Annotated in this window: 24 protein-coding genes, 1 pseudogene and 1 riboswitch; of the genes and pseudogenes, 7 read left to right on the forward strand and 18 right to left on the reverse strand. The window is 73.3% G+C overall.

Annotated features, from left to right (window positions below):
• The 3 genes and pseudogenes from PV350_RS30020 to PV350_RS30030 form a co-directional block, all read right to left on the reverse strand.
• Window positions 1–99: pseudogene (locus tag PV350_RS30020) on the reverse strand (electron transfer flavoprotein subunit beta); the annotation flags it as partial.
• A 191-nt stretch (window positions 100–290) separates the two neighbouring features.
• Window positions 291–896 (reverse strand): flavin reductase family protein, encoded by a 606-nt coding sequence (locus PV350_RS30025; protein ID WP_499510721.1) that lies wholly within the window; start codon window positions 894–896, stop codon window positions 291–293.
• A gap of 215 nt (window positions 897–1111) precedes the next feature.
• Entirely contained in the window at window positions 1112–1525 is a 414-nt protein-coding gene (locus tag PV350_RS30030) for a TlpA family protein disulfide reductase (RefSeq protein WP_499510722.1), read from the reverse strand.
• 87 nt (window positions 1526–1612) lie between these two features.
• On the opposite strand from PV350_RS30030, the gene PV350_RS30035 reads away from it, so the two are divergent.
• Window positions 1613–2029, forward strand: a complete 417-nt coding sequence (locus PV350_RS30035) for a DUF4395 domain-containing protein (protein ID WP_500337050.1) — start codon at window positions 1613–1615, stop codon at window positions 2027–2029.
• Between the two features lie 139 nt (window positions 2030–2168).
• Window positions 2169–2909, forward strand: a complete 741-nt coding sequence (locus PV350_RS30040) for a lysophospholipid acyltransferase family protein (protein ID WP_499510724.1) — start codon at window positions 2169–2171, stop codon at window positions 2907–2909.
• A gap of 13 nt (window positions 2910–2922) precedes the next feature.
• On the opposite strand, the gene PV350_RS30045 is transcribed toward PV350_RS30040, so the two are convergent.
• A complete protein-coding gene (locus PV350_RS30045) occupies window positions 2923–3627 on the reverse strand; it encodes a B3/B4 domain-containing protein (protein ID WP_499510725.1) in 705 nt (234 codons plus the stop codon).
• Window positions 3624–4241 (reverse strand): transglutaminase-like domain-containing protein, encoded by a 618-nt coding sequence (locus PV350_RS30050; protein WP_499510726.1) that lies wholly within the window; start codon window positions 4239–4241, stop codon window positions 3624–3626. Before PV350_RS30050 ends, PV350_RS30045 begins: the two co-directional genes overlap by 4 nt.
• Window positions 4242–4326: 85 nt before the next feature.
• Between PV350_RS30050 and PV350_RS30055 the strand changes: the two genes are divergently transcribed.
• Window positions 4327–5343, forward strand: a complete 1017-nt coding sequence (locus PV350_RS30055) for a DUF3048 domain-containing protein (RefSeq protein WP_500337053.1) — start codon at window positions 4327–4329, stop codon at window positions 5341–5343.
• A gap of 2 nt (window positions 5344–5345) precedes the next feature.
• On the opposite strand, the gene PV350_RS30060 is transcribed toward PV350_RS30055, so the two are convergent.
• Both PV350_RS30060 and PV350_RS30065 read right to left on the reverse strand, forming a co-directional pair.
• A complete protein-coding gene (locus PV350_RS30060) occupies window positions 5346–5738 on the reverse strand; it encodes an STAS domain-containing protein (protein ID WP_499510728.1) in 393 nt (130 codons plus the stop codon).
• 131 nt (window positions 5739–5869) lie between these two features.
• On the reverse strand, window positions 5870–6994 hold the full coding sequence (locus PV350_RS30065) for a M24 family metallopeptidase (RefSeq protein ID WP_499510729.1): 1125 nt from the start codon (window positions 6992–6994) through the stop codon (window positions 5870–5872).
• 71 nt (window positions 6995–7065) lie between these two features.
• On the opposite strand from PV350_RS30065, the gene PV350_RS30070 reads away from it, so the two are divergent.
• Together PV350_RS30070 and PV350_RS30075 are read left to right on the forward strand one after the other, a co-directional pair.
• Entirely contained in the window at window positions 7066–7686 is a 621-nt protein-coding gene (locus PV350_RS30070; RefSeq protein ID WP_499510730.1) for a uridine kinase family protein, read from the forward strand.
• Between the two features lie 395 nt (window positions 7687–8081).
• The gene (locus PV350_RS30075; RefSeq protein ID WP_499510731.1) at window positions 8082–9986 is read left to right on the forward strand and encodes an AAA family ATPase; all 1905 of its coding nucleotides are present in this window, start codon (window positions 8082–8084) and stop codon (window positions 9984–9986) included.
• A 58-nt stretch (window positions 9987–10044) separates the two neighbouring features.
• Here PV350_RS30075 and PV350_RS30080 read toward each other — a convergent pair whose 3' ends face one another.
• From PV350_RS30080 to PV350_RS30130, 11 genes are all read right to left on the reverse strand, one after another.
• Complete coding sequence (locus PV350_RS30080; protein WP_499510732.1) at window positions 10045–11157, reverse strand: hemolysin family protein; 1113 nt, start codon at window positions 11155–11157, stop codon at window positions 10045–10047.
• On the reverse strand, window positions 11154–12494 hold the full coding sequence (locus PV350_RS30085) for a hemolysin family protein (RefSeq protein ID WP_499510733.1): 1341 nt from the start codon (window positions 12492–12494) through the stop codon (window positions 11154–11156). Before PV350_RS30085 ends, PV350_RS30080 begins: the two co-directional genes overlap by 4 nt.
• A gap of 136 nt (window positions 12495–12630) precedes the next feature.
• Window positions 12631–13098 (reverse strand): PH domain-containing protein, encoded by a 468-nt coding sequence (locus PV350_RS30090; protein WP_499516766.1) that lies wholly within the window; start codon window positions 13096–13098, stop codon window positions 12631–12633.
• A gap of 20 nt (window positions 13099–13118) precedes the next feature.
• Entirely contained in the window at window positions 13119–13979 is an 861-nt protein-coding gene (gene hisG, locus PV350_RS30095; protein ID WP_499510734.1) for an ATP phosphoribosyltransferase, read from the reverse strand.
• A gap of 73 nt (window positions 13980–14052) precedes the next feature.
• On the reverse strand, window positions 14053–14325 hold the full coding sequence (locus PV350_RS30100; RefSeq protein ID WP_499510735.1) for a phosphoribosyl-ATP diphosphatase: 273 nt from the start codon (window positions 14323–14325) through the stop codon (window positions 14053–14055).
• A 34-nt stretch (window positions 14326–14359) separates the two neighbouring features.
• Window positions 14360–14845, reverse strand: coding sequence for a 6,7-dimethyl-8-ribityllumazine synthase (ribH, locus tag PV350_RS30105; RefSeq protein WP_499510736.1), 486 nt, complete (start codon window positions 14843–14845; stop codon window positions 14360–14362).
• Between the two features lie 86 nt (window positions 14846–14931).
• A complete protein-coding gene (locus PV350_RS30110) occupies window positions 14932–16221 on the reverse strand; it encodes a bifunctional 3,4-dihydroxy-2-butanone-4-phosphate synthase/GTP cyclohydrolase II (RefSeq protein WP_499510737.1) in 1290 nt (429 codons plus the stop codon).
• Window positions 16218–16871 (reverse strand): nicotinamide mononucleotide transporter family protein, encoded by a 654-nt coding sequence (locus tag PV350_RS30115; RefSeq protein ID WP_499510738.1) that lies wholly within the window; start codon window positions 16869–16871, stop codon window positions 16218–16220. The genes PV350_RS30110 and PV350_RS30115 overlap by 4 nt, the downstream gene beginning before the upstream one ends.
• Window positions 16868–17488 (reverse strand): riboflavin synthase, encoded by a 621-nt coding sequence (locus PV350_RS30120; protein ID WP_499510739.1) that lies wholly within the window; start codon window positions 17486–17488, stop codon window positions 16868–16870. Before PV350_RS30120 ends, PV350_RS30115 begins: the two co-directional genes overlap by 4 nt.
• Window position 17489: 1 nt before the next feature.
• Entirely contained in the window at window positions 17490–18581 is a 1092-nt protein-coding gene (gene ribD / locus PV350_RS30125; protein ID WP_499510740.1) for a bifunctional diaminohydroxyphosphoribosylaminopyrimidine deaminase/5-amino-6-(5-phosphoribosylamino)uracil reductase RibD, read from the reverse strand.
• Window positions 18582–18751: 170 nt separating this feature from the next.
• A riboswitch (FMN riboswitch) is annotated at window positions 18752–18882 on the reverse strand.
• Window positions 18883–19151: 269 nt separating this feature from the next.
• Window positions 19152–20357, reverse strand: a complete 1206-nt coding sequence (locus tag PV350_RS30130; RefSeq protein ID WP_500337058.1) for an ROK family transcriptional regulator — start codon at window positions 20355–20357, stop codon at window positions 19152–19154.
• Window positions 20358–20505: 148 nt separating this feature from the next.
• Here PV350_RS30130 and PV350_RS30135 point away from each other — a divergent pair, with 148 nt between their 5' ends.
• Both PV350_RS30135 and PV350_RS30140 read left to right on the forward strand, forming a co-directional pair.
• A complete protein-coding gene (locus PV350_RS30135) occupies window positions 20506–21732 on the forward strand; it encodes an MFS transporter (RefSeq protein WP_499510742.1) in 1227 nt (408 codons plus the stop codon).
• A gap of 16 nt (window positions 21733–21748) precedes the next feature.
• Complete coding sequence (locus PV350_RS30140) at window positions 21749–22288, forward strand: GNAT family N-acetyltransferase (RefSeq protein ID WP_500337060.1); 540 nt, start codon at window positions 21749–21751, stop codon at window positions 22286–22288.
• The last annotated feature ends 62 nt before the right edge of the window (window positions 22289–22350 follow it).

Consider the following 22350-nt stretch of genomic DNA (forward strand, 5'->3'; position numbering starts at 1 on the left):
ATCCACCGCATCCCGATCCGTGGTCAGATCCCCCGCAAAGTGACGATCACCCGTGGCATCAGGCACGTACTTCACTGCGACAACGATCCTCAAGCTCACGCCTGCACTCCTACTGCTGCATGGGTACGTCAACTGCCCTTGTGAAGGCAGCATAGGCGCCTTCGACGGCGGCTCCCCGTTGGGACGCACGGCGCTCCGGCAGAAATATTACTCGCCAGTACAGCCGTCGGTCCGCCGGCAGGCAAGGGCGGTGGACTGTGACCTTGCCGACCCGGGCCTGATGGAGGGACTCAGTGGCGCAGCGCGTTGTAGCGCCCGTGGTGGTAGAGCAGCGGACGGGCCGCTTCGCCCTCGGGGGCGCCCGCCACGGCCTGGGCGACGACGATGCGGTGGTCACCGGCGGGTATGCGGGCCACCACACGGGCGACCAGCCAGGCCTGGACATCCTCCAGGAGCGGTACTCCATACGGGCCGGGTCCCCACGCGGTGGGCGGCGCGAAGCGGTCGGTGCCGCTGCGGGCGAAGGTGGCGGCCACCTCCTCCTGGTGCTCGCCGAGGATGTGGACGCCCACGTGGGTGGCTTCCGCGACGGTGCGCCACGCGGAGCCGGCGGTGCTGATCCCGAAGGACAGCAGGGGCGGCTCGGCGGACACGGAGGTGAGGGAGGTGGCCGTGAAGCCCGCGGGGCGGGTGCCCGCCGCGGTGATGACCGCGACCCCGGCGGCGTGACGGCGGAAGACGGCACGGAAAGCGGTCGGGTCGAAGGCGGTCGGGTCGAAGGCGCCGGTCACGGCGGGCGGCGGGGGCAGGGGGACCGCGGCGGACGCGGGGATCGAGGTGGGCACCGCGCCCAGGGAGGTCGCGGCCGGCGTGCCGAGGTCGGGAGAGGCGGTCATGGAGCTGTCCTTCGTCGTGCTGTCGAGCCGGAGGGGTGTGGAGTCCTGGGCACTCAACGGCCGTGACAGCGGGCGCTCGCGTGCCGACCGAGGTCGACGTCGAAGCGGGAGTACAGAAGGAGGTCTCGCGACATAACGTCAGACTGACGATCAGACCGGCGCCACGTCAAGGGCGCCCCGGCGGGTGGGACCGGGGTCATGGCACCGCGCGCGGATCACACCGCCGCGCCGAGCGCCGCGATGACGTCGGCCTTGCGCGGCGCGCCCGACGCGCGCCGCACCACGGTGCCGCGGGCGTCGAGGACCAGGACGGTCGGCGTCCTGACGACGCCCAGCCGACGCACCAGGTCGAGGTGGGCCTCGGCGTCGATCTCCACGTGCCGCACGCCGTCGACCATGCCGGCCACCTCGCCGAGGGTGCGGCGGGTGGCCCGGCAGGGTGCGCAGAAGGCGGTGGAGAACTGGAGGAGCGTGGCCCGCTCTCCGAGTTCCGCGCCGATCTCACCCGCCGTCAGCTGTTGTGCCGCGTCCTTGTCCCGCACCCGTACCCTTCCGTCCCTGCGCTTGTGGAGGATGCCGAAGATCCCCGCCGCCACGAGCACGGCGACGCACACCACCAGTCCCGTCATTTCGCCCCTCCCTGCCGTTGCAGCGTTCACACGACCGCCATGATTCCCGGGGGTCCGGACGGCGTCCGTTCCGGAATCATGGCCGGTATGAGCCCTCACGCCATTGATGCCCGTGGACCGCGCTTCGGCGCAAGCGTGACCAGTGTCGTCCTGGCCGCCGTCCTCGTCACCGGAAGTGCCTGGCTGCTGGCCGTCCAGGCGCTGGTGTTCGCGGTGGGCGCCGCCGCGGGTGTCCAGAACTCACCGTACGGCCTGCTGTACCGGGTGGCGGTACGGCCCCGGCTGGGGCCGCCGACCGGGACCGAGGACCCGGCGCCGCCGCGCTTCGCGCAGGCGGTCGGGCTGGCGTTCGCGGTCGTCGGGCTCGCCGGCTACGCCACGGGGCTCGCCTGGCTGGGCCTGACGGCGACGGCCTGCGCGCTCGCGGCGGCCTTCCTCAACGCGGTGTTCGGCTACTGCCTCGGATGCGAAATGTACCTGCTGGTGCGTCGTACGACCGGGTGACGTGACGAGAATCTCGCCACACGGCGGGCACGCGGGATGACACGGCACCCGTTTACGGGGCACGATCAGCCGGCGGCCCAAACCTACGGCCGCGTAACTTCCGCCGGGGGCCACCCCCTACGAAGAAGGGGCCCCACACATGGCCGAGCTCGTCTACCCGCCCGTCATCGGCGTCGCCCGCACCATGTTCAAGGTGCAGGGACTGCGCTTCGACATCGCCGGCACCGAACATGTGCCGCGCAAGGGCGGCGCCTTGCTCGTGAGCAACCACATCGGCTACCTCGACTTCGTCTTCGCGGGTCTGACGGCGCTCCCGGCGAAGCGGCTGGTGCGTTTCATGGCGAAGGAGTCGGTTTTCCGGCACAAGGTGTCGGGTCCGCTGATGCGGGCCATGAAGCACATCCCGGTGGACCGCTCCGAGGGCATGCACGCGTACAAGCACGCGCTGACGGCACTGCGCTCGGGCGAGATCATCGGGGTCTTCCCCGAGGCGACCATCTCCCAGTCCTTCACCCTCAAGTCCTTCAAGTCCGGTGCCGCGCGCCTGGCGATGGAGGCGGGCGTGCCCCTGCTGCCGGTCGCCCTGTGGGGCACGCAGCGGCTGTGGACCAAGGACCAGCCGCGCCAACTGGGCCGCAACGGCTTCCCCATCGCCATCCGGGTGGGCGAGCAGATGACGCCCCACGCGGACGAGAAGCCGGGCGCGCTGACCCGGCGGCTGCGGCTGCGCGTCCAGGAGCTGCTGGAGGACGCGCAGCGCGTGTACACCGGGCGCCCGTCGGGCCCGAACGACCACTGGTGGCTGCCCGCGCACCTGGGCGGCAGCGCCCCCACGGCGGAGGACGTCGCCGCCCGGGAGCGCGCCGCGACGGCGGAGTGAGCGGGCGCGGGGGTCAGACCGGCTCGTGCACGGTGACCTCCGCGCCGGGGTTGAACCTCCGCAGGTGAGCGGCGAGTTCCTCACCGGCGGCCCGCAGGTCGGCGGGCGGCATCGGATCCATCCGCTCCAGGAGGAAGAGCGCGTTGACCGACTCCTCGGTCAGCCGGGTACGGATCCCCTGCCGCCAGTTCCAGCGGCGGCAGGTGACGCCGGTCCCGTCGCGCCAGACGACCTCGCCGGGCTCGGGGTGCTCGACGGCGGGCTCACCGCCGGCCACGGTCTCGAACTTCTCGTCGCCGGTCGCCCGTACGAGGGTCATACCGCCGTGGATGTGGTCGGTGTCCTCACCGCCGACGGGCACGAGGTGGGCGACGCTGATCGCGTTGTAGAGGTCCACCAGCCGGTTGATGCGGGGCAGCCCGCCTTCGGCGAGGGCGCGTTTGGCCAGCGCCTCCGCGGAGTTGCGGGTGCGCGAGGGCTTGGCGCCGAAGGCGGTGTACGCCGCGCGCCAGGCGGCCATGTGGGGGTCCTCGTGCGGGGCGCGGCCGCCGAGGCGCTCGGCGAGGCGGCGGGCCGCGTCGTCGAGGAGGGCCGCGCTCGTGTCGTCGCTCGGCCCGTTGGCCAGGCCGCGGGCCTCGACGGCGAGGTGGGCGAACCCGGGGGCCAGGGCGCGCACGGCGGGGTCGACGGTCAGGGTCAGGGGGGTGTGTGAGGTCATCGGTCTTCTTGGTCCGGTAGGTCGGTGGGCAGCAGCCGCCACAGATGCGGCCGGTCGACAGCCTGCCGCAGGGCGGTGAGTACGGCGGGCGGCGGGGTGGCGTGGAGACCGGGGTAGTCGCGCTCGCCGAGTCCGGGGCGGGGCACCCAGGCCAGCCGTTCCTCCCGGAGGGAGAACCGGGCGTCGACACCGGGCTTGTTGCCGCGCGGGTCCTGCCGGGCCCAGCGGTCGTGTCCGGGCAGCTTGAGGGCGACGAGCCCGTGGACGAGGGCGCCGGTGCCGTCGTCGTCGGCGAGCCGCTGGTAGCACAGCCCCGCGGGGATGCCCTCGGCGCGCAGCAGCGCGACCAGGGCGTGGGCCTTTGCGTGGCAGATCCCGGTGCGCTGCTCCAGGACGTCGGAGGCGCGCCAGGTGACGCGCGGGTCCCCGGAGTCGGCGGAGTGCGGGATGGCGTCACGGACGAAGGTGTAGGCCGCTTCGGCATAGTCATACGGATCAGGGGCTTCCGCCCGTAGCCGGGCGGCGGTCGCCCGGACCAGCGGGTGGTCGTGGTCGATCACCTCGTCCGCTGCGAGGTAGGCGGTCGCGTCCGCCGTCTGGGGTACCGGCTCCATGTGGCGGATACTAGGAATACGCGCAGCGATTCGGCAAATGGCTTTTCCGTAGGCAGCATACCTATGCAGCACGGGGGTGGCCGTCGTGGCCCGAGCACCCAGACGTCCCGCAAGAGCGGCGGTCCTGGTCGTGCTGGCGGTTTTCACCGTGTTCCTGGTCAGCCGGGGCTGCGGCGGCCCCGAGCGGACGCCCGGCGGGCCCTCCCCCTCCTCGACGGGTTCGGTGCCCGGCACCACCGCGGTCGCGCGGTCGCCCTTCACCGGACTGCCCGGGCGCACCCGCGGCCCGGTCCTCGCGGTGAAGATCGACAACGTCGGGCCCGCCCGCCCGCACACCGGGCTGGACCGGGCCGACCTCGTCTACGTGGAGCAGGTGGAGTCCGGTCTCACCCGTCTGCTCGCCGTCTTCTCCTCCCAACTGCCGGAACGGGTCGGGCCGGTGCGCAGCGCCCGCGAGTCGGACCTGGAACTGCTCCGTCAGTTCGGCCGCCCCGCCCTCGCCTTCTCCGGGGCGCAGTCCAGGCTGCTGCCGGTGGTGGCGGCGGCGCCGGTGCACGACGTCTCCCCCGCCCACGCCCCTGGCGCCTACGTACGCGACGGCTCGCGCCCCGCCCCGCACAACCTGTACGCCACCCCGGAGCGGCTGCTCGCCGCGGCCCCGGACGCCTCGGCCGCCCGGGACATAGGCTTCCGCTTCGGTGCCGCACCGCCCGGCGGCACCCCCGAGCGCGACCGCACCGTGCGCTACCCGAACGGCTCGGTGGGCCTGCACTGGTCGGCCGATGGCGACCGCTGGCTGATCTCGTTCGACGGCGACCCGGCCACCACCACCGACGGCGGCAGGCTGGGCGCGCCGACGGTGGTCGTGCAGTACGTCACGGTCCGTTCCTCCGGCTTCCAGGACCGGTGGGGGAACACCTCCCCGTACAGCGAGACCGTGGGCACCGGGCGCGCGGTGGTGCTGCGCGACGGCAAGGCGTACGACGCCCGGTGGTCACGGCCCGACGCGGCCGGGGGCACGCACTTCACCACGCCCGACGGGCAGCCGGTGAACTTCGCCCGCGGCCAGGTCTGGATCGTGCTGGCGCCGCTGCCCGGGTGAGCTCACGCTATGGCGCCGTCCGCCGCCGGGGGATCGGGGGCGCCCGGCGCGGCCAGCGCGGAGGCCAGGTCGTCGTGGACGGTGAAGACCCGGATCGTCCGGGTGAGCCGCAACAGCCGCAGCACGCAGGGGCTGTCGCCGACGACGCCGAACCGGCCACCGCGGTCGAGGGTCCGCTTCCGCGCCCGGATGAGCACCGACAGACCACTGCAGTCGATGAAGCTCACCCCGCGCAGGTCCACCACGACGTCGGGCCGCGGCCCGCCGGTGACCGCGTCCAGACGCGCGGCCGCGTGCACGCCGGCGCACAGGTCGAGCTCCCCCGTCAGTTCCACCACGGTCGTGCCGCCGACCGTCCACTGCCGCACCCCGAAGTCATGCTCGTCGTCGAACATGCCCGGCCCCCCGACTGCCGCTTCCTGCTGGGCCCTTGACACGACGTGTGCGCCGCGCGCGGCGAACGCACCGCGCACACGGTCGCGTGTACGGAATACCCCCCTGCCGTACCGGGAGTCAACACATCGGACTAAACAGACAGGACGACCAGGTCCCGGGAGGTCTGGTTGAGCCGTTCCCCGCCCTCGGGCGTGCAGACGGCGATGTCCTCGATGCGGGCGCCGAAACGGTCCGGGAGGTAGATCCCGGGTTCGACGGAGAAGGCCATGCCCGGCTCCAGCGGACGGGAGCTGCCCGCGACGATGTACGGCTCCTCGTGCGTCTCCAGACCGATGCCGTGCCCGGTGCGGTGGATGAAGTGCTCGCCGTAGCCGGCCGCCGCGATGATGTCCCGCCCGATCGCGTCGAGTTCCTCCGCGGTGACGCCGGGGCGGACGGCATCGGTCTGGGCGTGCTGCGCGCGCCGCAGCACCTCGTACATCTCGCGGAACTCCGCGGGCGGTTCACCGACCGCGTAGGTGCGCGTGGAGTCGGAGCAGTAGCCCTCCTGCGTGGTGCCGCCGATGTCGACGACGACCGGGTCGCCCGCCCGGATCACCCGGTCGGAGACCTCGTGGTGGGGGCTGGCGCCGTTCGGGCCCGAGGCGATGATGACGAAGTCGACGGTGGTGTGCCCCGCCTCGATGACGGCGTCGGCGACGTCCCGGGCGACCTCGCGCTCGGTGCGCCCGGCCCTGAGCCACTCCCCGATGCGGCGGTGCACCCGGTCGATGGCGCCCGCGGCCCGGCGCAGCGCCTCGGTCTCCGCCGGCGACTTGCGCATCCGCAGTTCGCGCAGCACGTCGCCGGCCAGGCTCTGCTCGGCGCCGGGGAGGGCCGCGCGGAAGGCGAGCACCTTCTCGGCCCACATGTGGTTGTCGACGGCCACCCGCACGGTCCCCCGCGGCAGCCGGCCGGCGACCAGGGCGTACGGGTCCTCGGTCTCGCCCCAGCCGACGACGTCGACGCCGAGCGCGCCCAGCGGGGAGGCCTCGGCACCGGGCTTCTCCAGGTGGGGCACGACGAGGAAGGGGTCGCCGAGCACCGGCAGCGCCAGGCACACCAGGCGCTCGGTGAGGTGGGCGTGGTAGCCGGTGAGGTAGCGCAGATCGGGGCCCGGTGAGACGAGCAGCGCGTCGAGTCCCGCGTCGGCGGCGGCCTTGCGGGCGAGTTCGAGTCGCTCCGGGGGGTACAGGGATGCGGCAGAGTCGGTCACGACTCTTACCGTAGACGCCCCTGGCACCCACCGCAGTCCCTTGCGTCGGAGCAGGTCGTAGGCTGGGGCGGATGGACCACCAGACCACCCCCGGGGCGCTCCGCGCGCTCGCCGCCCGGCTGCGCGCCCTTCCGCCGTCCTGCGGGCCGGTGCGGCTCGTCGCCGTGGACGGGCACGCCGGATCCGGCAAGACGACCTTCGCCGCCGCGCTGGCGTCCGCACTGGACGGTGCCCCCGTCGTCCACCTCGACGATCTGGCCACGCACGAGGAGTTGTTCGAGTGGACCGGGCGGCTGCGCGATCAGGTGCTGGAGCCGCTGCGCCGCGGTGACACCGCCCGGCCCGCGAAGTACGACTGGGTGGCCCGCCGGTTCGCGACGACCCTGGAGGTGCCGCCGGCCCCCGTGGTCCTGCTGGAGGGTGTGGGCGTGGGCCGCCGCGCGCTGCGTCCCCGGCTGGCGAGCCTGCTCTGGCTTGAGGTCTCCCGGGACACGGCACGGGAGCGCGGCGAGCTCCGCGACGGCCCCGCCCTGGCCGGGTTCTGGGCCGGCTGGATGCGGGCGCAGGACGCGCACTTCGCCGCCGACCCCTCCCGGCCGTTCGCCGACCTGCTGGTCCACCAGCGTCCGGACGGCTACGAGGTACGGGAACAGCACGCGGCCACACCGCTCTCCGACACCCTCCGTCACTGACCGTGACCGCGTGCAGCCGGTGTGCTGCACCCGCCCCGCGACCGCCGGAGCGACGCCCCAAGGTGGCTTGACCCGGGGGCCGTACAGGACTTACGTTCTCAATGCGCGGTCATCGTCGACCGCACCTCGTACGCGAAGCCCCCGGTTGTTCCCCCGTGACCGGGGGCTTCGTTCTGCCTACAGCCGGTGACCAGGTCCCGTACGGCGGCGGATCGCTCACCCACCGTCACCATCCGCGTCGCTCTACGGCCCACCAGGCTCGCACGGGTACCATGCCAACGGGTGCGCCACCCCGCGAAGGCGGTGCTCACCTGGCACCAACTCCCGCTTCGCGTAACCTGGTTGGAGCGGCGTACAGCGGGCGGCACCGGGGGGAACGGGCTGGTGGGGACCTGATGGACTTCGGCACAGAGCATTCCGGCGCCCCCTCCGACCTCGCCTGGGTGCGGGCCGTCGACGCCTACACCATGGGCGCCTACACCCAGGCCGAGGAGGAGTTCCGCGTCGCGGTCCGCCTCGACCCCGGCATGGCGGACGCCTGGCTCGGGCTGCACGCGCTGCGGGCGGACACCTCCACCGCGCTGCTGCAGATGTACCGGCACCGCGACCGTTTCGGCGAGCAGCGCAGCGCGCACCGCCGCTCCATGAACTCCTGGTACTGGCTGGGCTGGTGGGTGCAGCCGGTGCTGGAGACCCGCCGCGACCTGCTGCTCGCGCACGCCTCCCACTGGCTCGACGGCCGCCACATCGCGGAGCTGGACCGGGCCCTGGCCGAGTGCCCGCCGATCGACACCGATCCGCACGTCCGTTTCCTGCACGCCTGCCGGGCCTATCTGGTCAAGGACTGGGACCAGTTGGTGCGCCACACCGAACCGCTCCTCGGCGACCAGGTCCTGGGCATCGAGGCCGGCCTGTTCGGCGGCATGGCCCGGGTCCGGCTGGAGCTGTACGGGCAGGCCGAACCGCTGCTGGCGACGGCCCTGATGCGCTGCCGCAGCGAACAGCCGCAGCGCAAGGAACTCCGCTACTGGCTGGCCCGCGCGTACGAGGGCACGGGCCGCACCGCGGCCGCGCTCCCCCTGTACCGGGCGGTGCACCGGGTCGACCCGGCGTTCATGGACACCGCGGCCCGGCTCGCCGCGATCGACGAGTCCGACGGCCTCACCGACGGGACGGCCGACCTGGCCCCGGTCACCCTGCAGGGCTACGGTCAGACCGGGCCCGACACGCTGCCGCCCGACCCCGATCCGCTCGACGCCCGGGCGGGGGCGGCCGCCATGCCCGGCGGCCTCGGGGCGGGCTCGGTGCTGGACGACCCGCTGGGCGCGGTCGGCCCGATCGACGACGACATCCGGGAGAAGGCGATCCTGCCGGTCTCCCCCGTCCCGCCGCAGGTCCCGGTCACGGCCCCGGACCCGGTGCTGCTCTCCCAGGCCCTGGCCGAACTCGACCGCATGGTGGGCCTGGAGCCGGTCAAGCGCCAAGTGCGGGCGCTGTCGGCACAGTTGCGGATGGCGCGGCTGCGGGCGGGACAGGGCCTGCCGGTGCAGCCGCCCAAGCGGCACTTCGTCTTCTCGGGCCCGTCCGGCACCGGCAAGACGACGGTGGCGCGCATCCTCGGCCGGGTGTTCTACGCCCTCGGTCTGCTGGGCGGCGACCATCTGGTCGAGGCGCAACGCGCGGACCTCGTGGGCGAGTTCCTGGGTCAGACGGCCGTCAAGGCCAACGAGCTGATCGACTCCGCGCTCGGCGGGGTGCTGTTCGTCGACGAGGCGTACGCGCTGTCCAACTCCGGCTACAGCAAGGGCGACGCCTACGGCGACGAGGCGCTGCAGGTCCTGCTCAAGCGCGCGGAGGACAACCGCGACCGCCTGGTCGTGATCCTCGCCGGCTACCCCGAGGGCATGGACCGCCTGCTCGCGGCCAACCCCGGCCTCGGCTCGCGCTTCACCACCCGGGTCGACTTCCCCAGCTACCGGCCGCACGAGCTGACCAGCATCGGCGAGGTCCTCGCCGCCGACAACGGGGACCGCTGGGACGGCGAGGCCCTGGAGGAGCTGCTCGCCATCAGCGGCCACGTCGTCGAGCAGGGCTGGATCGACGAACTGGGCAACGGCCGCTTCCTGCGCACCCTGTACGAGAAGAGCTGCGCCTACCGCGACCTGCGGCTGTCCGGCTACGTGGGACAGCCGTCCCGGGACGACCTGTCCACACTCCGGCTGCCCGACCTCATGCAGGCCTACGGCGAGGTACTGTCGGGCCGCGGCCCCGGGCTGACACCGCCCGAACCGCTGGAGTGAACGACACGGGAGGGGCCCGGGCGCATGCGCCCGGGCCCCTCCCGCATGGGTCCTCGTGTCAGCTCGCCATCACACGCGACGGCCGGGCGACCTCGCCGGGCTTCGCGGAGGCCGCGGTATCGCCGGTCGGCGCAGGCTCCGGGACCTCCCGGTGTGCCGGGTCGCGGACCTCGCCGACCAGCATCTCCAGCACGTCCTCCAGGGCGACCAGACCCAGCACGCGCCCGCCGGAGTCCGCGACCGACGCCAGGTGGGACGCGGCCCGCCGCATCTGGGTGAGCGCGTCGTCCAGCGGCAGCTCCGCGCGGAGGGTGGCCATCGGCCGCCACAGCCGCGCCGGGACGGGCCGGCCGGTGTCCTCCAGGTCGAGGACGTCCTTCACGTGGAGGTAGCCGAGGTAGGCGCCCTCCGGTCCGGCCACGGGGAAGCGCGAGTAGCCGGTGCGGACGGTCAGCTCCTCGACCTCGGCGGGGGTGACGGACGCGTCGACCGTCACCAGCTCCTCCGGGGACAGCAGGACGTCCGTGACCGGGCGGGTGCCCAGCTCCAGCGCGTCCTCCAGGCGTTCCTGGGCGTCGTCGTCGAGGAGTCCGGCCTGCCGGGCGTCCTCGACGAGCACGGTCAGCTCCTCGCTGGTGAAGACCGCGTCGATCTCGTCCTTGGGCTCGACCCGGAACAGCCGCAGCACGAGCTTGGCGCACCAGCCGAGCACCGCGATGACCGGCCGGAACAGCCGGGCGAAGCCGACGAGTCCGGGGCTCAGCCACAGCGCGGTCTTCTCGGGCGCGGCCATCGCCAGGTTCTTGGGGACCATCTCGCCGATGACGAGGTGGAGGAAGACCACGACGGCGAGCGCGATGACGTAGCCGAGCGGGTGGATCAGCCCCTCGGGCAGGTGGACCGCCTCGAAGAGCGGCTCCAGCATGTGGGCGACGGTCGGCTCGGCGACCGCACCCAGCGTCAGGGAGCAGACCGTGATGCCGAACTGGGCCGCCGCCATCATCTGCGGCAGGTTCTCCAGCCCGTGCAGGACCGTGCGGGCCCGCCGCTGCGTGCCGGCGAGCGGCTCGATCTGGCTGCGCCGTACGGAGACCAGGGCGAACTCGGCGCCGACGAAGAAGCCGTTGCCCAGCACCAGCAGGCCGGCGAAGAACAGCTGCAGGAAGCTCATCGCCCGCCCTCCTGCCCGTCCTCGGGCTCCTCGAACCCGACGCGTACCAGGCGGACCCTCTCGGCACGGTGGTGCGCGACCTCGCGCACCCGCAGCTCCCAGCCGGGCAGCAGTGCGGTGTCCCCCGGCTCGGGAATGCGTTCGAGGAGGTCGGCGACGAGGCCGGCCACCGTCTCGTACGGCCCCTCGGGGGCCTCGAGCCCTATGCGCTCCAGCAGGTCGACCCGGCAGCCGCCGTCGGCGTCCCAGGCGGGGCTGCCGTTCTCCGCGGGGGCGGCCGCCAGCTCGGGCAGGTCGGCGCCGTCGTGCTCGTCGCGCACCTCGCCGACGAGTTCCTCGACGATGTCCTCCAGGGTGACGACGCCGGCGGTGCCGCCGTACTCGTCGACGACCACGGCGATCGGCTGCTCGCGGCGCAGCTGCTCCAGGAGCGGCTGCACCGGCAGCGTTTCCGGGACGAGCAGCGGGGCGACCGTGACCCGGCCGACCGGCGTGCGGTCGCGCAGGTGGGCCGGGACGGCGAGGGCGTCCTTCAGGCTCGCCATGCCGACGATGTCGTCCAGCCGCTCCCGGTAGACCGGGAAGCGCGACAGCCCGGTGGCCCGGGTCAGGTTCAGGACGTCGGCGGCGGTGGCGGTGTCCTGCAGGGCGCTGACCCGTACGCGCGGGGTCATCACGTTCTCCGCCGTGAGGTCGCCGAGGGAGAGGGTGCGGACGAACAGGTCCGCGGTGTCCTGCTCGAGGGCCCCGGCACGGGCGGAGTGGCGGGCCAGCGAGACCAGCTCGGTGGGGGTGCGCGCGGAGGCCAGCTCCTCGGCGGGCTCCACGCCCAGCGCCCGCACCAGGCGGTTCGCGGCGGCGTTGAGGGCCTCGATGACCGGGCGGAACAGGGCGGAGAAGGCCCGCTGCGGCCCGGCCACGAAACGGGCCACCTCCAGCGGACGGGACACCGCCCAGTTCTTCGGGACGAGCTCGCCGATGACCATCTGGACGGCCGAGGCGAGGATCATGCCGATCACGACGGCGACGGCGGGCGCCGCGCCCTCGGGTACGCCCACCGAGGTGAGCGGTCCGGCGAACAGGTCGGCGAGGGCGGGCTCGGCCAGCATGCCGACCACCAGTGAGGTGATCGTGATGCCGAGCTGGGTGCCCGAGAGCTGGAAGGACAGCTTGCGCAGCGCCTCCACGACGCTGCGGGCCCTGCGGTCGCCCTCGGCGGCGGCGCGTTCGGCGGCCGGGCGTTCGACGGTCACCAGGCCGAACTCGGCGGCGACGAAGAAGCCGTTTGCGAGGATCAGGACGAAGGCTGCCGCGAGCAGCAGCAACGGGGCGCTCATGCCGCCGCTCCCGTATGTCGGGGGGGAGAGGCGGCGCGGGTACTACCGGACGATCCGTCCATCGTGGATTGGGTGTCACTCCTCGGGTCGTTGCGAAGGTTCCAGAGTAATGAAGAAGCGGGCCGGGGCGGCAGGTCTAGTGCGCCGTCGGCTTGCCGGTACCGTACGCCTCCGCGAGGGCCCGCAGGGCGCGCGCGTCGCGCAACGCGCGGGCGCGTCCGATCCCGGGCTGGATGCCCATGGCGGCCAGGCTGGTGCCGTCGGCCAGGTCGAGGTACACCCACGGATCGCCGGGGCGCAGGTTCACCCGGAGGACCTGCGCCCATTCCAGCCGGCGCCGGGTCGTCAGGTTGACGACGGTCACACCGTCGCGGTCGGCGGCCACCTTGGGCCGGCTGAGCAGCACGAGCACCCCGGCGATCAGCAGCCCGGTGAGCACGATCCAGATCCGGTCCGAGGTGTGCCAGGGCCGTGCGCCGTCCGCGGGAAGGAGCACGGAGATGGCGACGAAGGCCGCGAGCAGCCCGGCAGCCAGGCCCAGCAGCACCGCGCGGGTGCGGGCGGGCCGGAAGGTGACGGGCAGCTCGGGGAGTTCCACGGGCATGGTGTGCGGGGTGGGCGAGGTCACAGACGGCACGCGTGGATCCCGGTGGTGAGGATGGCCCGTGCGCCGAGGTCGTACAGCTCGTCCATGATCCGCTGGGCCTCGCGGCTGGGGACCATGGCGCGCACGGCGACCCAGCCCTCGTGGTGCAGCGGGGAGACGGTCGGCGACTCCAGGCCGGGCGTGAGCGCGATGGCCCGCTCGACGTGCTCGACGCGGATGTCGTAGTCCATCATCACGTAGCGGCGGGCCACCAGGACGCCCTGGAGGCGACGCAGGAACTGCTGCACCTTCGGCTCGGCCGCCGCGTCCTCGCCGCCGGCGCCGGCCCGGCGGATGACGACCGCCTCGGAGTCGAGGATCGGCTCCCCGATGACCTCCAGGCCGGCGTTGCGCAGCGAGGTGCCCGTCTCGACGACGTCGGCGATGACGTCCGCCACACCGAGGTGGATGGAGGTCTCGACGGCGCCGTCGAGGCGGACCACCGAGGCCTCCACCGAGTGGTCGGCGAGGTGCTTCCTGACGATCTCCGGGTAGGAGGTGGCGACCGTCTTCCCGCCGAACTCCTTCACGTCGCTCACGCCGCCGGGTGTGGTGGCGTAGCGGAAGGTGGAGCGGGCGAAGCCGAGCTGCAGGATCTCCTCGGCGTTGGCACCCGAGTCCAGCAGCAGGTCGCGGCCGGTGATGCCGATGTCGAGGCGGCCCGAGCCGACGTAGATGGCGATGTCGCGCGGGCGCAGGTAGAAGAACTCGACGTCGTTCTCGCCGTCGACGAGGACGAGTTCCTTGGAGTCCTTGCGCTGGCGGTAGCCGGCCTCATGCAGCATCGCCGACGCAGGTCCGGACAGTGAACCCTTGTTGGGGACGGCGATGCGCAGCATGACAGCGTTCCTTTGCAGCTCGGATGTGGGTGGGAAAGGGCGCGTGGGGCGGGTCCGGCCTGGGGTGGTCCGCTCAGAGATGAGCGTAGACGTCGTCGAGGCCGATGCCCCGGGCGACCATCATCACCTGCAGGTGGTACAGCAGCTGGGAGATCTCCTCCGCGGTGCGGTCGGCGCCTTCGTACTCGGCTGCCATCCACACCTCGGCGGCCTCCTCGACCACCTTCTTGCCGATCGCATGCACTCCCTTGCCGACCAGTTCGGCGGTGCGGGAGCTGCTGGGGTCGCCGGTGGCGGCCTTGTGCTGGAGCTCGGCGAAGAGCTCCTCGAATGTCTTCTTGGCCATGGTGGTCCCCACCCTACGCGGAAGTCCCCTTACCTCACCGCCACGGCTCGGATACTGAACGCAGGACGGTCGCGGTGGCGATCGCGGCGGTGACGGCCTCGTGACCCTTGTCCTCGTTGGAGCCGGGCAGTCCGGCCCGGTCCAGGGCCTGCTCCTCGGTGTCGCAGGTGAGCACGCCGAAGCCGATCGGCACGCCGGTGTCGACCGAGACCTGGGTCAGGCCCTGGGCGACGCCCTGGCAGACGTACTCGAAGTGCGGCGTACCGCCGCGGATGACGACGCCGAGGGCGACGACCGCGTCGTAGCCCCGGCTCGCCAGCACCTTGGCGGCGACCGGCAGTTCGAAGCTGCCGGGAACGCGCAGCAGCGTGGGCTCGTCGATGCCCAGGTCGCTCAGGGCGCGCAGGGCGCCGTCGACCAGCCCGTCCATCACCTGCTCGTGCCACTGCGCCGCGATCACGGCCACGCGCAGGTCACCGCAGTTCTTCACGGTCAGCTCGGGGGCGCCCTTACCGCTCACGTCCGTCTTCTCCTTGCTCGTTCTTGCTCTGGTCGTTCGGGTCGTTCTGGTCGTACAGGTGTCGTGGTGCTGCTTGGGGGGCGGGCCTACTGGTTGCGGCAGGAACCGGTGGGGGCCGGGTCCAGCCAGGGCAGGTCATGGCCCATGCGGTCCCGCTTGGTGCGCAGGTACCGCAGGTTGTGCTCGCCGGCCGCGATCGGCATGGCGACGCGCTCGGCGACCTTCAGGCCGTGCCGCTCGAGGGCCTCGGTCTTGTCGGGGTTGTTGGTCATCAGGCGCAGCGAGTGCACGCCGAGGTCGGACAGCATCTGGGCGGCGGCGCCGTAGTCGCGGGCGTCGGCGGGCAGTCCGAGTTCCAGGTTGGCGTCGAGCGTGTCCCGGCCGCGCTCCTGGAGCTCGTACGCGCGCAGCTTGGACATCAGGCCGATGCCCCGGCCCTCGTGGCCGCGGAGGTAGACCACGACGCCCCGGCCCTCGGCTGCCACCCGTTCGAGTGAGGCCTGGAGCTGCGGTCCGCAGTCGCAGCGCAGCGAGTGGAAGACGTCGCCGGTGAGGCACTCGGAGTGGACGCGGACGAGGACGTCCTCGCCGTCGCCGATCTCGCCGGCCGCGAGCGCGATGTGCTCGACGCCGTCGACGGTGCTGCGGTAGCCGTACGCGCGGAAGTCGCCGAAGGCGGTGGGCAGCCGGGTCTCGGCCTCCCGGCGCACGGTCGGCTCCGAGCTGCGGCGGTAGGTGACCAGGTCCTCGATGGAGATGATGGCCAGGCCGTGCTTGCGGGCGAAGTGGACCAGCTCGGGGAGGCGGGCCATCGTGCCGTCCTCGTTGGCGATCTCCACGATGGCGGCGGCCGGGCGCAGTCCGGCGAGCCGGGCCAGGTCGACGCCCGCCTCGGTGTGGCCGTTGCGGGTGAGGACGCCGCCGGACTTGGCGCGCAGCGGGAAGACGTGACCGGGCCGGACGAAGTCGCCGGGGACGGAGTCGCCGGAGGCCAGCAGCCGGATGGTGGTCGCCCGGTCGGCGGCGGAGATGCCGGTGGTGACCCCGTGGACGGCGCTCGCGTCGACGGAGACGGTGAACGCGGTCTGCATGGACTCGGTGTTGGAGTCCACCATCTGCGGCAGGTCGACCCGGTCCAGGTCGTGCTCCTCCATGGGCACGCAGATCAGACCACGGCACTCGGTCATCATGAACGCGACGATCTCCGGGGTGGCCTTCTCCGCCGCGATGATGAGGTCGCCCTCGTTCTCGCGGTTCTCGTCGTCCACGACGACGACGGGCCGGCCGGCCGCTATGTCGGCGATCGCACGCTCGACGGGGTCGAGGACGATCGGGGCGTCCTCCGCCACGTAGAGGGTGTGCAGTGCGGTGGTCATGCGGCCGCTCCTTCCAGGACGGGCCCGCCGTGCCGCGGGACCCGGGTCTGCTGCCACCAGGCGTACATGCCGGCGATCACGAGAACGAAGTAGATGACGTACACGAGCGCGGAGAACTTCAGGTCGCTGTTCCAGGCGAGGGGGACGCCGACCGCGTCGACGGCGAGCCAGGCGAACCAGAACTCGACCCAGCCCCTGGCCATGGCCACCATCGCGGCGACGGTGCCGACGAAGATGTAGGCGTCCGGCCACGGGTTCCAGGACAGCGACGGGTGGAGCGTGAAGATGCCGACGACCGCGAACAGTCCGGCCGCCGTGCCGGCGACCAGCGCGCCCCGCTCCCGCCAGGTGGCGAAGCGGACCCGGATCCCGCCGCCGTCCCGGACGCCGCGGCGCCACTGGAACCAGCCCCACACGGCGACGCCGATGACGAGCAGCTGCTTGCCGACGCCGCCGGTGAGCTGTGCCGACCAGTACGCGGCGACGAGCACCGCACCGGACAGCAGCTGGACCGGCCAGGCCCACACCGAGCGGCGCCACCCCAGGGCGAGACCGGCCAGGCCGAGGCCGTTGCCGACCACGTCGGTCCACTTGAAGTGCTCACCGAAGGCGGAGAAGGCGACACTGTTCAGGGTGTCGAGGGCGCTCATTCCGCCGGAGCCCCCTTCGGTGCCCCGGCCCGCTCCCCGTACAGCCGCTCGACGTACTTGGCGATCACGTCGACCTCGAGGTTCACCGGGTCGCCGGGCTGCTTGAAGCCGAGCGTGGTGAGGTCGAGGGTGGTGGGGATCAGGCTGACGGAGAAGAAGTCGGGACCGGCCTCGACGACGGTGAGGCTGATGCCGTCGACGGTGATCGAGCCCTTCTCGACCACGTAGCGGGACAGCTCCGCCGGCAGCGAGATCCTCACGATCTCCCAGTGCTCGGCGGGGGTCCGCGAGATCACCGCGCCGGTGCCGTCCACGTGGCCCTGGACGAGGTGACCGCCGAGGCGGCCGCCCAGCTCCATCGGGCGCTCCAGGTTGACCCGGCTGCCGGGGTTCAGCGCGCCGAGGCTGGAGCGCTTGAGGGTCTCGGCCATCACGTCGGCGGTGAACTCGCCGTCCGCGGTGTCGACGACGGTGAGGCACACCCCGTTGACCGCGATCGAGTCGCCGTGCTTGGCGCCCTCGGTGACGACCGGACCGCGCAGACGGAAGCGGGAGGCGTCGCCCAGGTCCTCGACGGCGACGACGTCGCCCAGCTCTTCGACGATTCCGGTGAACACGTCAGTTCTCCTCGGTGCGGCTCGGGTAGGCAGTAATACGCAGGTCGGGGCCGATGCGTTCGATCTCGGCGACGTCGAGCCGCAACGCGTGCGCGACGGTGGTGATTCCCGCGTCCCCCAGGGCCGCGGGTCCGGCCCCCAGGAGGGCGGGCGCGAGGTAGCCGACGACCTTGTCGACGGCGCCCGCGGCGACGAAGGCGCCGGCGAGGGTCGGGCCGCCCTCCAGCAGCACGGAACGGACGCCGCGGCCGTACAGCTCGGCGAGCAGCGCGGTGACGGCGACGCCGCTGCCGGTGCGGGGCAGGCGGGCCACGTCGACGCCCGGCAGGTGGGCGGTGTCGGTGTCCTCGGCGACGGCGACCAGGGTCGGGGCCGTGCCGTCCAGCACCCGGGCGCCGGGGGTGATCTTGGCGTTGGTGTCGACGACCACCCGCAGGGGCTGGGTGAAGGTGCCCTCCACGCCGCGCACGGCCAGGTGGGGGTCGTCGGCACGCAGGGTGCCGGAGCCGACGACGACGGCGTCGGACTCGGCGCGCAGCCGGTGCACGTCGGCGCGGGAGGCGGCGGAGCTGATCCAGCGGCTGGTGCCGTCGGCGGCGGCGATGCGGCCGTCGAGGGTGCTCGCGTACTTCCACAGCACGAAGGGCCGCTGCTCGCGGGAGGCGGTGAGCCATACCTCGTTGCCGCGGGCGGCCTCGGCCTCCATGAGCCCGCTCTCCACCGCGATCCCGGCGGCGGCCAGCGTGGCGCCGCCTCCGGTCGCCGCGGGGGTGGGGTCCGCGACGGCGTACACGACGCGGGAGACGCCGGCCGCGATGAGGGCCTGGGCGCACGGGCCGGTGCGACCGGTGTGGTTGCAGGGTTCGAGGGTGACGACGGCGGTGCCGCCGCGGGCCGCGTCGCCGGCCGCGCGCAGCGCGTGGACCTCGGCGTGGGGGCCGCCCGCCTGCTGGTGCCAGCCCTCGCCGGCGATCTCGCCGCCTGCGTCGAGGATCACGGCGCCGACGACGGGGTTGGGGCTCGTGGAGCCCACGCCGCGGGCGGCGAGCTCCATGGCCCGGCGCATCGCGTCGGCTTCACCGGGTGTTGCCACCGGGTCCTCCTGCCTCATCGGGCACGGACTCCGGGGCTGTGCGGAACACAGAGCGGACGTGGGCCTCGGGGACACCGCGGCCGGTACGGGGCGGCGTCCGCCCGTGTCACCCGTTTCCGGGGGACACGCACCCACGCTGCCGCCGACGGCGGTGTACCGATGCCCGCCCGCCGCGCACTGCCTCCCATCCGGACTTTAACCGTCGGTCCAGGAATTTCACCTGGTCAACCGGCCGCTGGATGCGGACGGGTCGCGGACTGTAACCGCCGGTTCGGAGTTTCACCGACCCCGGAGTGCGCTGAACGTCACTGGTACTGCTCCACCAGTCTGCCACGAAGGTTCCTTGCGGACGCAAGGGATCGCTGTGGATTGGCTCACACGGGATCGGTCCGACCGTTCGGACCCCGCGGCCCGTCGCCGTGGCTTCCGGCCAACACGGCCCACGGGAGCGCCCGTTGAGGCAGGCGCGAACCGCATGGGCGGCGCGGGTTCACCCGGGGGACTCCGGTCGTGCGCCGGCGCCCGCGAACGTCCGGCGGCCGAGGGGCGGTTGCCCCGGAGCGCCGGACGTCACACCTCGGGTGTGAACACCGCGTCCTGCGCCGCGTCCATCGCCGAGAGCACCGCGCCGCGCAGCACCGCGCTGCCCGCGACGGTCCCCGCCCGCACCTGGGTCGGCAGCGGGGACATCCGCGCGAGCCGTTCCTCGACCCGGGCGGCCAGGTCCTCGCCCCCGGCCCGGCCCACCTCGCCGCCCAGCACCACGCAGCCGGGGTCGAGCACGGCGGTGACGGCGGCCACCCCGATCACCACCCGGTCCGCCAGCGCGTCGAGGAAGAGCTCGCCCTGCTTGCCGTCCGCCCGGGCCGCGGTCACCACCGCCTCGGCCGCCAGGGCGTCGTCGTCGCCGGACACCGGCATCCCGTGCGAGCGCGCCAGAGCGCACACCGCCGCACTGCCCGCCAGCGAGTGGAAACCGCCCTCGCACCCGCTGGCCGTCGGCAGTTGGAAGGTCCCCGGCACGGGCAGGAAGCCGATCTCCCCCGTACCGCCCGAGGCACCGCGCCGCAGGACCCCGCCCAGCACCACCGCGGCGCCCACCCCGTGACCCAGCCACAGCAGGACGAAGTCCTCGCGGTCGCGCACCGCGCCCAGGCGCCGCTCGGCGACGGCCGCGAGGTTGACCTCGTTCTCCAGCAGCACCGGGAGGGAGAGCCGCCTGCGCAGTTCGGCGACGAGCGCCGAGTGCCAGGCCGGCAGCTGCCCGGTGGCCCGCAGCTCGCCGGTGGCCGGGTCGACCAGGCCGGGCGCTCCGACCGCGACGGTGTGCAGCGCGCCGGCGCCGGCGGTGCGCGCGGTCCGCTCCAGCAGCGCCACCGAGCGCCGCACCGTGCGCTGCGGATCGCCGGACGGGTCCACCGGCAGGACGGCGCTGCCGATGGTGTTCCCCAGCAGGTCGGCCACCTCGAGGGCGACGCTGTGGGTCCGGATGTCGAAGGCGGCCAGTTGCGCCCGGTCGGCGACGATCCCGTACACCCGCGCGTTGGGGCCGCGCCGGTCGGCTCCCGTCTCGCCGACCACCGTGATCAGCCCGGACTCCTGCAGCCGCTCGACCAGGTCGGCGACGCTCGGACGGGACAGCCCGGTGAGGGACTTGAGCTGGGCCGCCGTCAACGGGCCCTCGCGCTGCAGCAGTTCCAGGGCCAGCCGGTCGTTGATCGCCCGGGCCGTGCGGGGGGAGGCGGTGCGCCCGGCGTGGGATCGCATGGCGGTCATGGACGGATCCTTCCAGAAGCCGTCGCGCGGGTGCGAGGGCGGGCGACAGGGGCCCCGGTGCGGGACCGCGACAGGAGGCAGTCTATCTTTCAGGAAGCCTGCCTGATAATTTATGACCCGAGCACGGCGGGACCAGACTGGAGGGAACATGCCGACGAAGCCGACGACCCCGACGGGGAAGACCGACCCGCGACTGCGGCGCGCCCATCTCGCCGTCGCCGCGGTGTTCGCCGTGCACGGCGCGGTGACCGGCAGCTTCGCCACCCGGGTGCCCTGGATCCAGGAGCACGCGGGGCTCAGCGCCGGACAGCTCGGCTTCGCGCTCGTCTTCGCGGCCCTCGGCGCCTCCGTCGCGATGCCGCTCGCCGCCCGCGTCGCCCACCACATGGGCATGCGCAACGCGCTGCGCCTCCTGCTGGGCCTGTGGTGCGCCTCCCTGGCGCTGCCCGCCCTCTCCTCCGGCCTGGGCTGGCTGTGCGGGGCGATGCTCGTGTACGGGGCCTCGGCCGGCATGGCCGACGTCGTCATGAACGCCCAGGGCGTCGAGGTCGAGGAACGCCTCGGCCGCTCGATCATGTCCGGGCTGCACGGCATGTGGAGCGCCGGCACCCTGCTCGGCTCCCTCTTCGGCGTCCTCGCCGCCCACGCGGAACTCGACGCGCGCCTCCACCTCACCGCCGCGGCCGTCCTGCTCGTCGTGCTGGGCCAGGTGGTCTGCAGCGGAGTGCTCGACCTGCGGCCCGCCGCGTCGGAGGAAGCCCCCGCACGCTTCGCCCTGCCGCCCCGCGCGGCCCTGGTCATCGGCGCCATCGGCTTCTGCGCCGTCTTCGCGGAGGGCGCCAGCATGGACTGGAGCGCGGTCTACCTCCGTGACATCGCCGGCGCCTCCCCCGGTGTCGCCGCCGCGTCCTACACCGCGTTCGCGTGCACCATGGCCGTGTCCCGTCTCCTCGGCGACCTCGTCGTCCGCCGCTTCGGACCGGTGCGCACCGTACGCTTCGGCGGCCTGCTCGCCACGGTGGGCGGCGTCCTCGTCGCCACGGCGTCCACGCAGGTCACCACCATCGCGGGCTTCGCCCTCATCGGCGTGGGCATCGCCGTCGTCGTGCCGCTGTGCTTCGCCGCGGCCGGGCGCAGCGGTCCCAACGCGAGCCAGGCCATCGCGGGCGTCGCCACGGTCACCTACACCTCCGGGCTGGTGGCTCCGGCCGCCATCGGCTCCATCGCGGAGGCCAGCTCCCTGCAGGTCTCCTTCGGCCTGGTCACCCTGCTCGCCGCCGGGCTCGCCGTGGGGGCGGGCGTGCTCCGGCGCGCGGGCACCGTCTCCGTGGAGCGCGACCGCAAACCCGTGGCGGCGACGACCCCGCAGGCCTAGCGTGCCGTTCATGCACATGCGGATCTTCCTGGAGACCGAGCGGCTGCGGCTGCGGCACTTCACCGACACCGACGCGGACGCCGAACTGCTCGTCGCGCTCGACAGCGACCCCGAGGTCATGCGTTACCTGGGCAACGGCCGCCCCACGCCCTCCGACGTCATCCGGCACGAGGTCCTGCCCCGCTTCGCCCGCTCCCAGGTCTGGGCGGCGGAGGAACTCTCCACCGGGCACTTCGTCGGCTGGTTCGCCCTCACCCCCCGGCCCGGCGGCCCCGCCGACGACCTCGAACTCGGGTACCGCCTGCGCCGCGCCGCCTGGGGCCGCGGCTACGCCACGGAGGGGTCCCGCGCCTTGGTCCGCAAGGCCTTCACCGACCTGGGCGCGGAGCGCGTCCACGCGGAGACGATGTCCGTCAACGCGCGGTCGCGGCGCGTGATGGAGAAGGCGGGGCTGTCGTTCGTCCGGGTCTTCCACGAGGAGTGGGACGAGGCGTTGCCGGGCGCCGAGCACGGCGAGGTCGAGTACGCGATCTCGCGTTCCGCGTGGGCCCCGTAGGCCGTGATCGGGGTGCCCGGGTGTTCGTGTGCCGGTTGTTTGCGCCTGCGGCGGGCATCCCC

It is taken from the genome of Streptomyces sp. PA03-6a, assembly GCF_033792765.1.
Classification (GTDB): Bacteria; Actinomycetota; Actinomycetes; order Streptomycetales; family Streptomycetaceae; genus Actinacidiphila.

Coding starts and splice junctions, on each gene's coding strand:
- PV350_RS30100 (WP_499510735.1), bottom strand. CDS start 14,325: ATGGCCAAGAAGACATTCGAGGAGCTCTTCGCCGAGCTCCAGCACAAG.
- PV350_RS30070 (WP_499510730.1), top strand. CDS start 7,066: ATGGACCACCAGACCACCCCCGGGGCGCTCCGCGCGCTCGCCGCCCGG.
- PV350_RS30045 (WP_499510725.1), bottom strand. CDS start 3,627: ATGACCTCACACACCCCCCTGACCCTGACCGTCGACCCCGCCGTGCGC.
- PV350_RS30035 (WP_500337050.1), top strand. CDS start 1,613: ATGAGCCCTCACGCCATTGATGCCCGTGGACCGCGCTTCGGCGCAAGC.
- PV350_RS30060 (WP_499510728.1), bottom strand. CDS start 5,738: ATGTTCGACGACGAGCATGACTTCGGGGTGCGGCAGTGGACGGTCGGC.
- PV350_RS30090 (WP_499516766.1), bottom strand. CDS start 13,098: ATGCCCGTGGAACTCCCCGAGCTGCCCGTCACCTTCCGGCCCGCCCGC.
- PV350_RS30110 (WP_499510737.1), bottom strand. CDS start 16,221: ATGACCACCGCACTGCACACCCTCTACGTGGCGGAGGACGCCCCGATC.
- PV350_RS30025 (WP_499510721.1), bottom strand. CDS start 896: ATGACCGCCTCTCCCGACCTCGGCACGCCGGCCGCGACCTCCCTGGGC.
- PV350_RS30040 (WP_499510724.1), top strand. CDS start 2,169: ATGGCCGAGCTCGTCTACCCGCCCGTCATCGGCGTCGCCCGCACCATG.
- PV350_RS30030 (WP_499510722.1), bottom strand. CDS start 1,525: ATGACGGGACTGGTGGTGTGCGTCGCCGTGCTCGTGGCGGCGGGGATC.
- PV350_RS30050 (WP_499510726.1), bottom strand. CDS start 4,241: ATGGAGCCGGTACCCCAGACGGCGGACGCGACCGCCTACCTCGCAGCG.
- PV350_RS30085 (WP_499510733.1), bottom strand. CDS start 12,494: ATGAGCGCCCCGTTGCTGCTGCTCGCGGCAGCCTTCGTCCTGATCCTC.
- PV350_RS30140 (WP_500337060.1), top strand. CDS start 21,749: ATGCGGATCTTCCTGGAGACCGAGCGGCTGCGGCTGCGGCACTTCACC.
- PV350_RS30080 (WP_499510732.1), bottom strand. CDS start 11,157: ATGAGCTTCCTGCAGCTGTTCTTCGCCGGCCTGCTGGTGCTGGGCAAC.
- PV350_RS30135 (WP_499510742.1), top strand. CDS start 20,506: ATGCCGACGAAGCCGACGACCCCGACGGGGAAGACCGACCCGCGACTG.
- hisG (WP_499510734.1), bottom strand. CDS start 13,979: ATGCTGCGCATCGCCGTCCCCAACAAGGGTTCACTGTCCGGACCTGCG.
- PV350_RS30075 (WP_499510731.1), top strand. CDS start 8,082: ATGGACTTCGGCACAGAGCATTCCGGCGCCCCCTCCGACCTCGCCTGG.
- PV350_RS30130 (WP_500337058.1), bottom strand. CDS start 20,357: ATGACCGCCATGCGATCCCACGCCGGGCGCACCGCCTCCCCCCGCACG.
- PV350_RS30115 (WP_499510738.1), bottom strand. CDS start 16,871: ATGAGCGCCCTCGACACCCTGAACAGTGTCGCCTTCTCCGCCTTCGGT.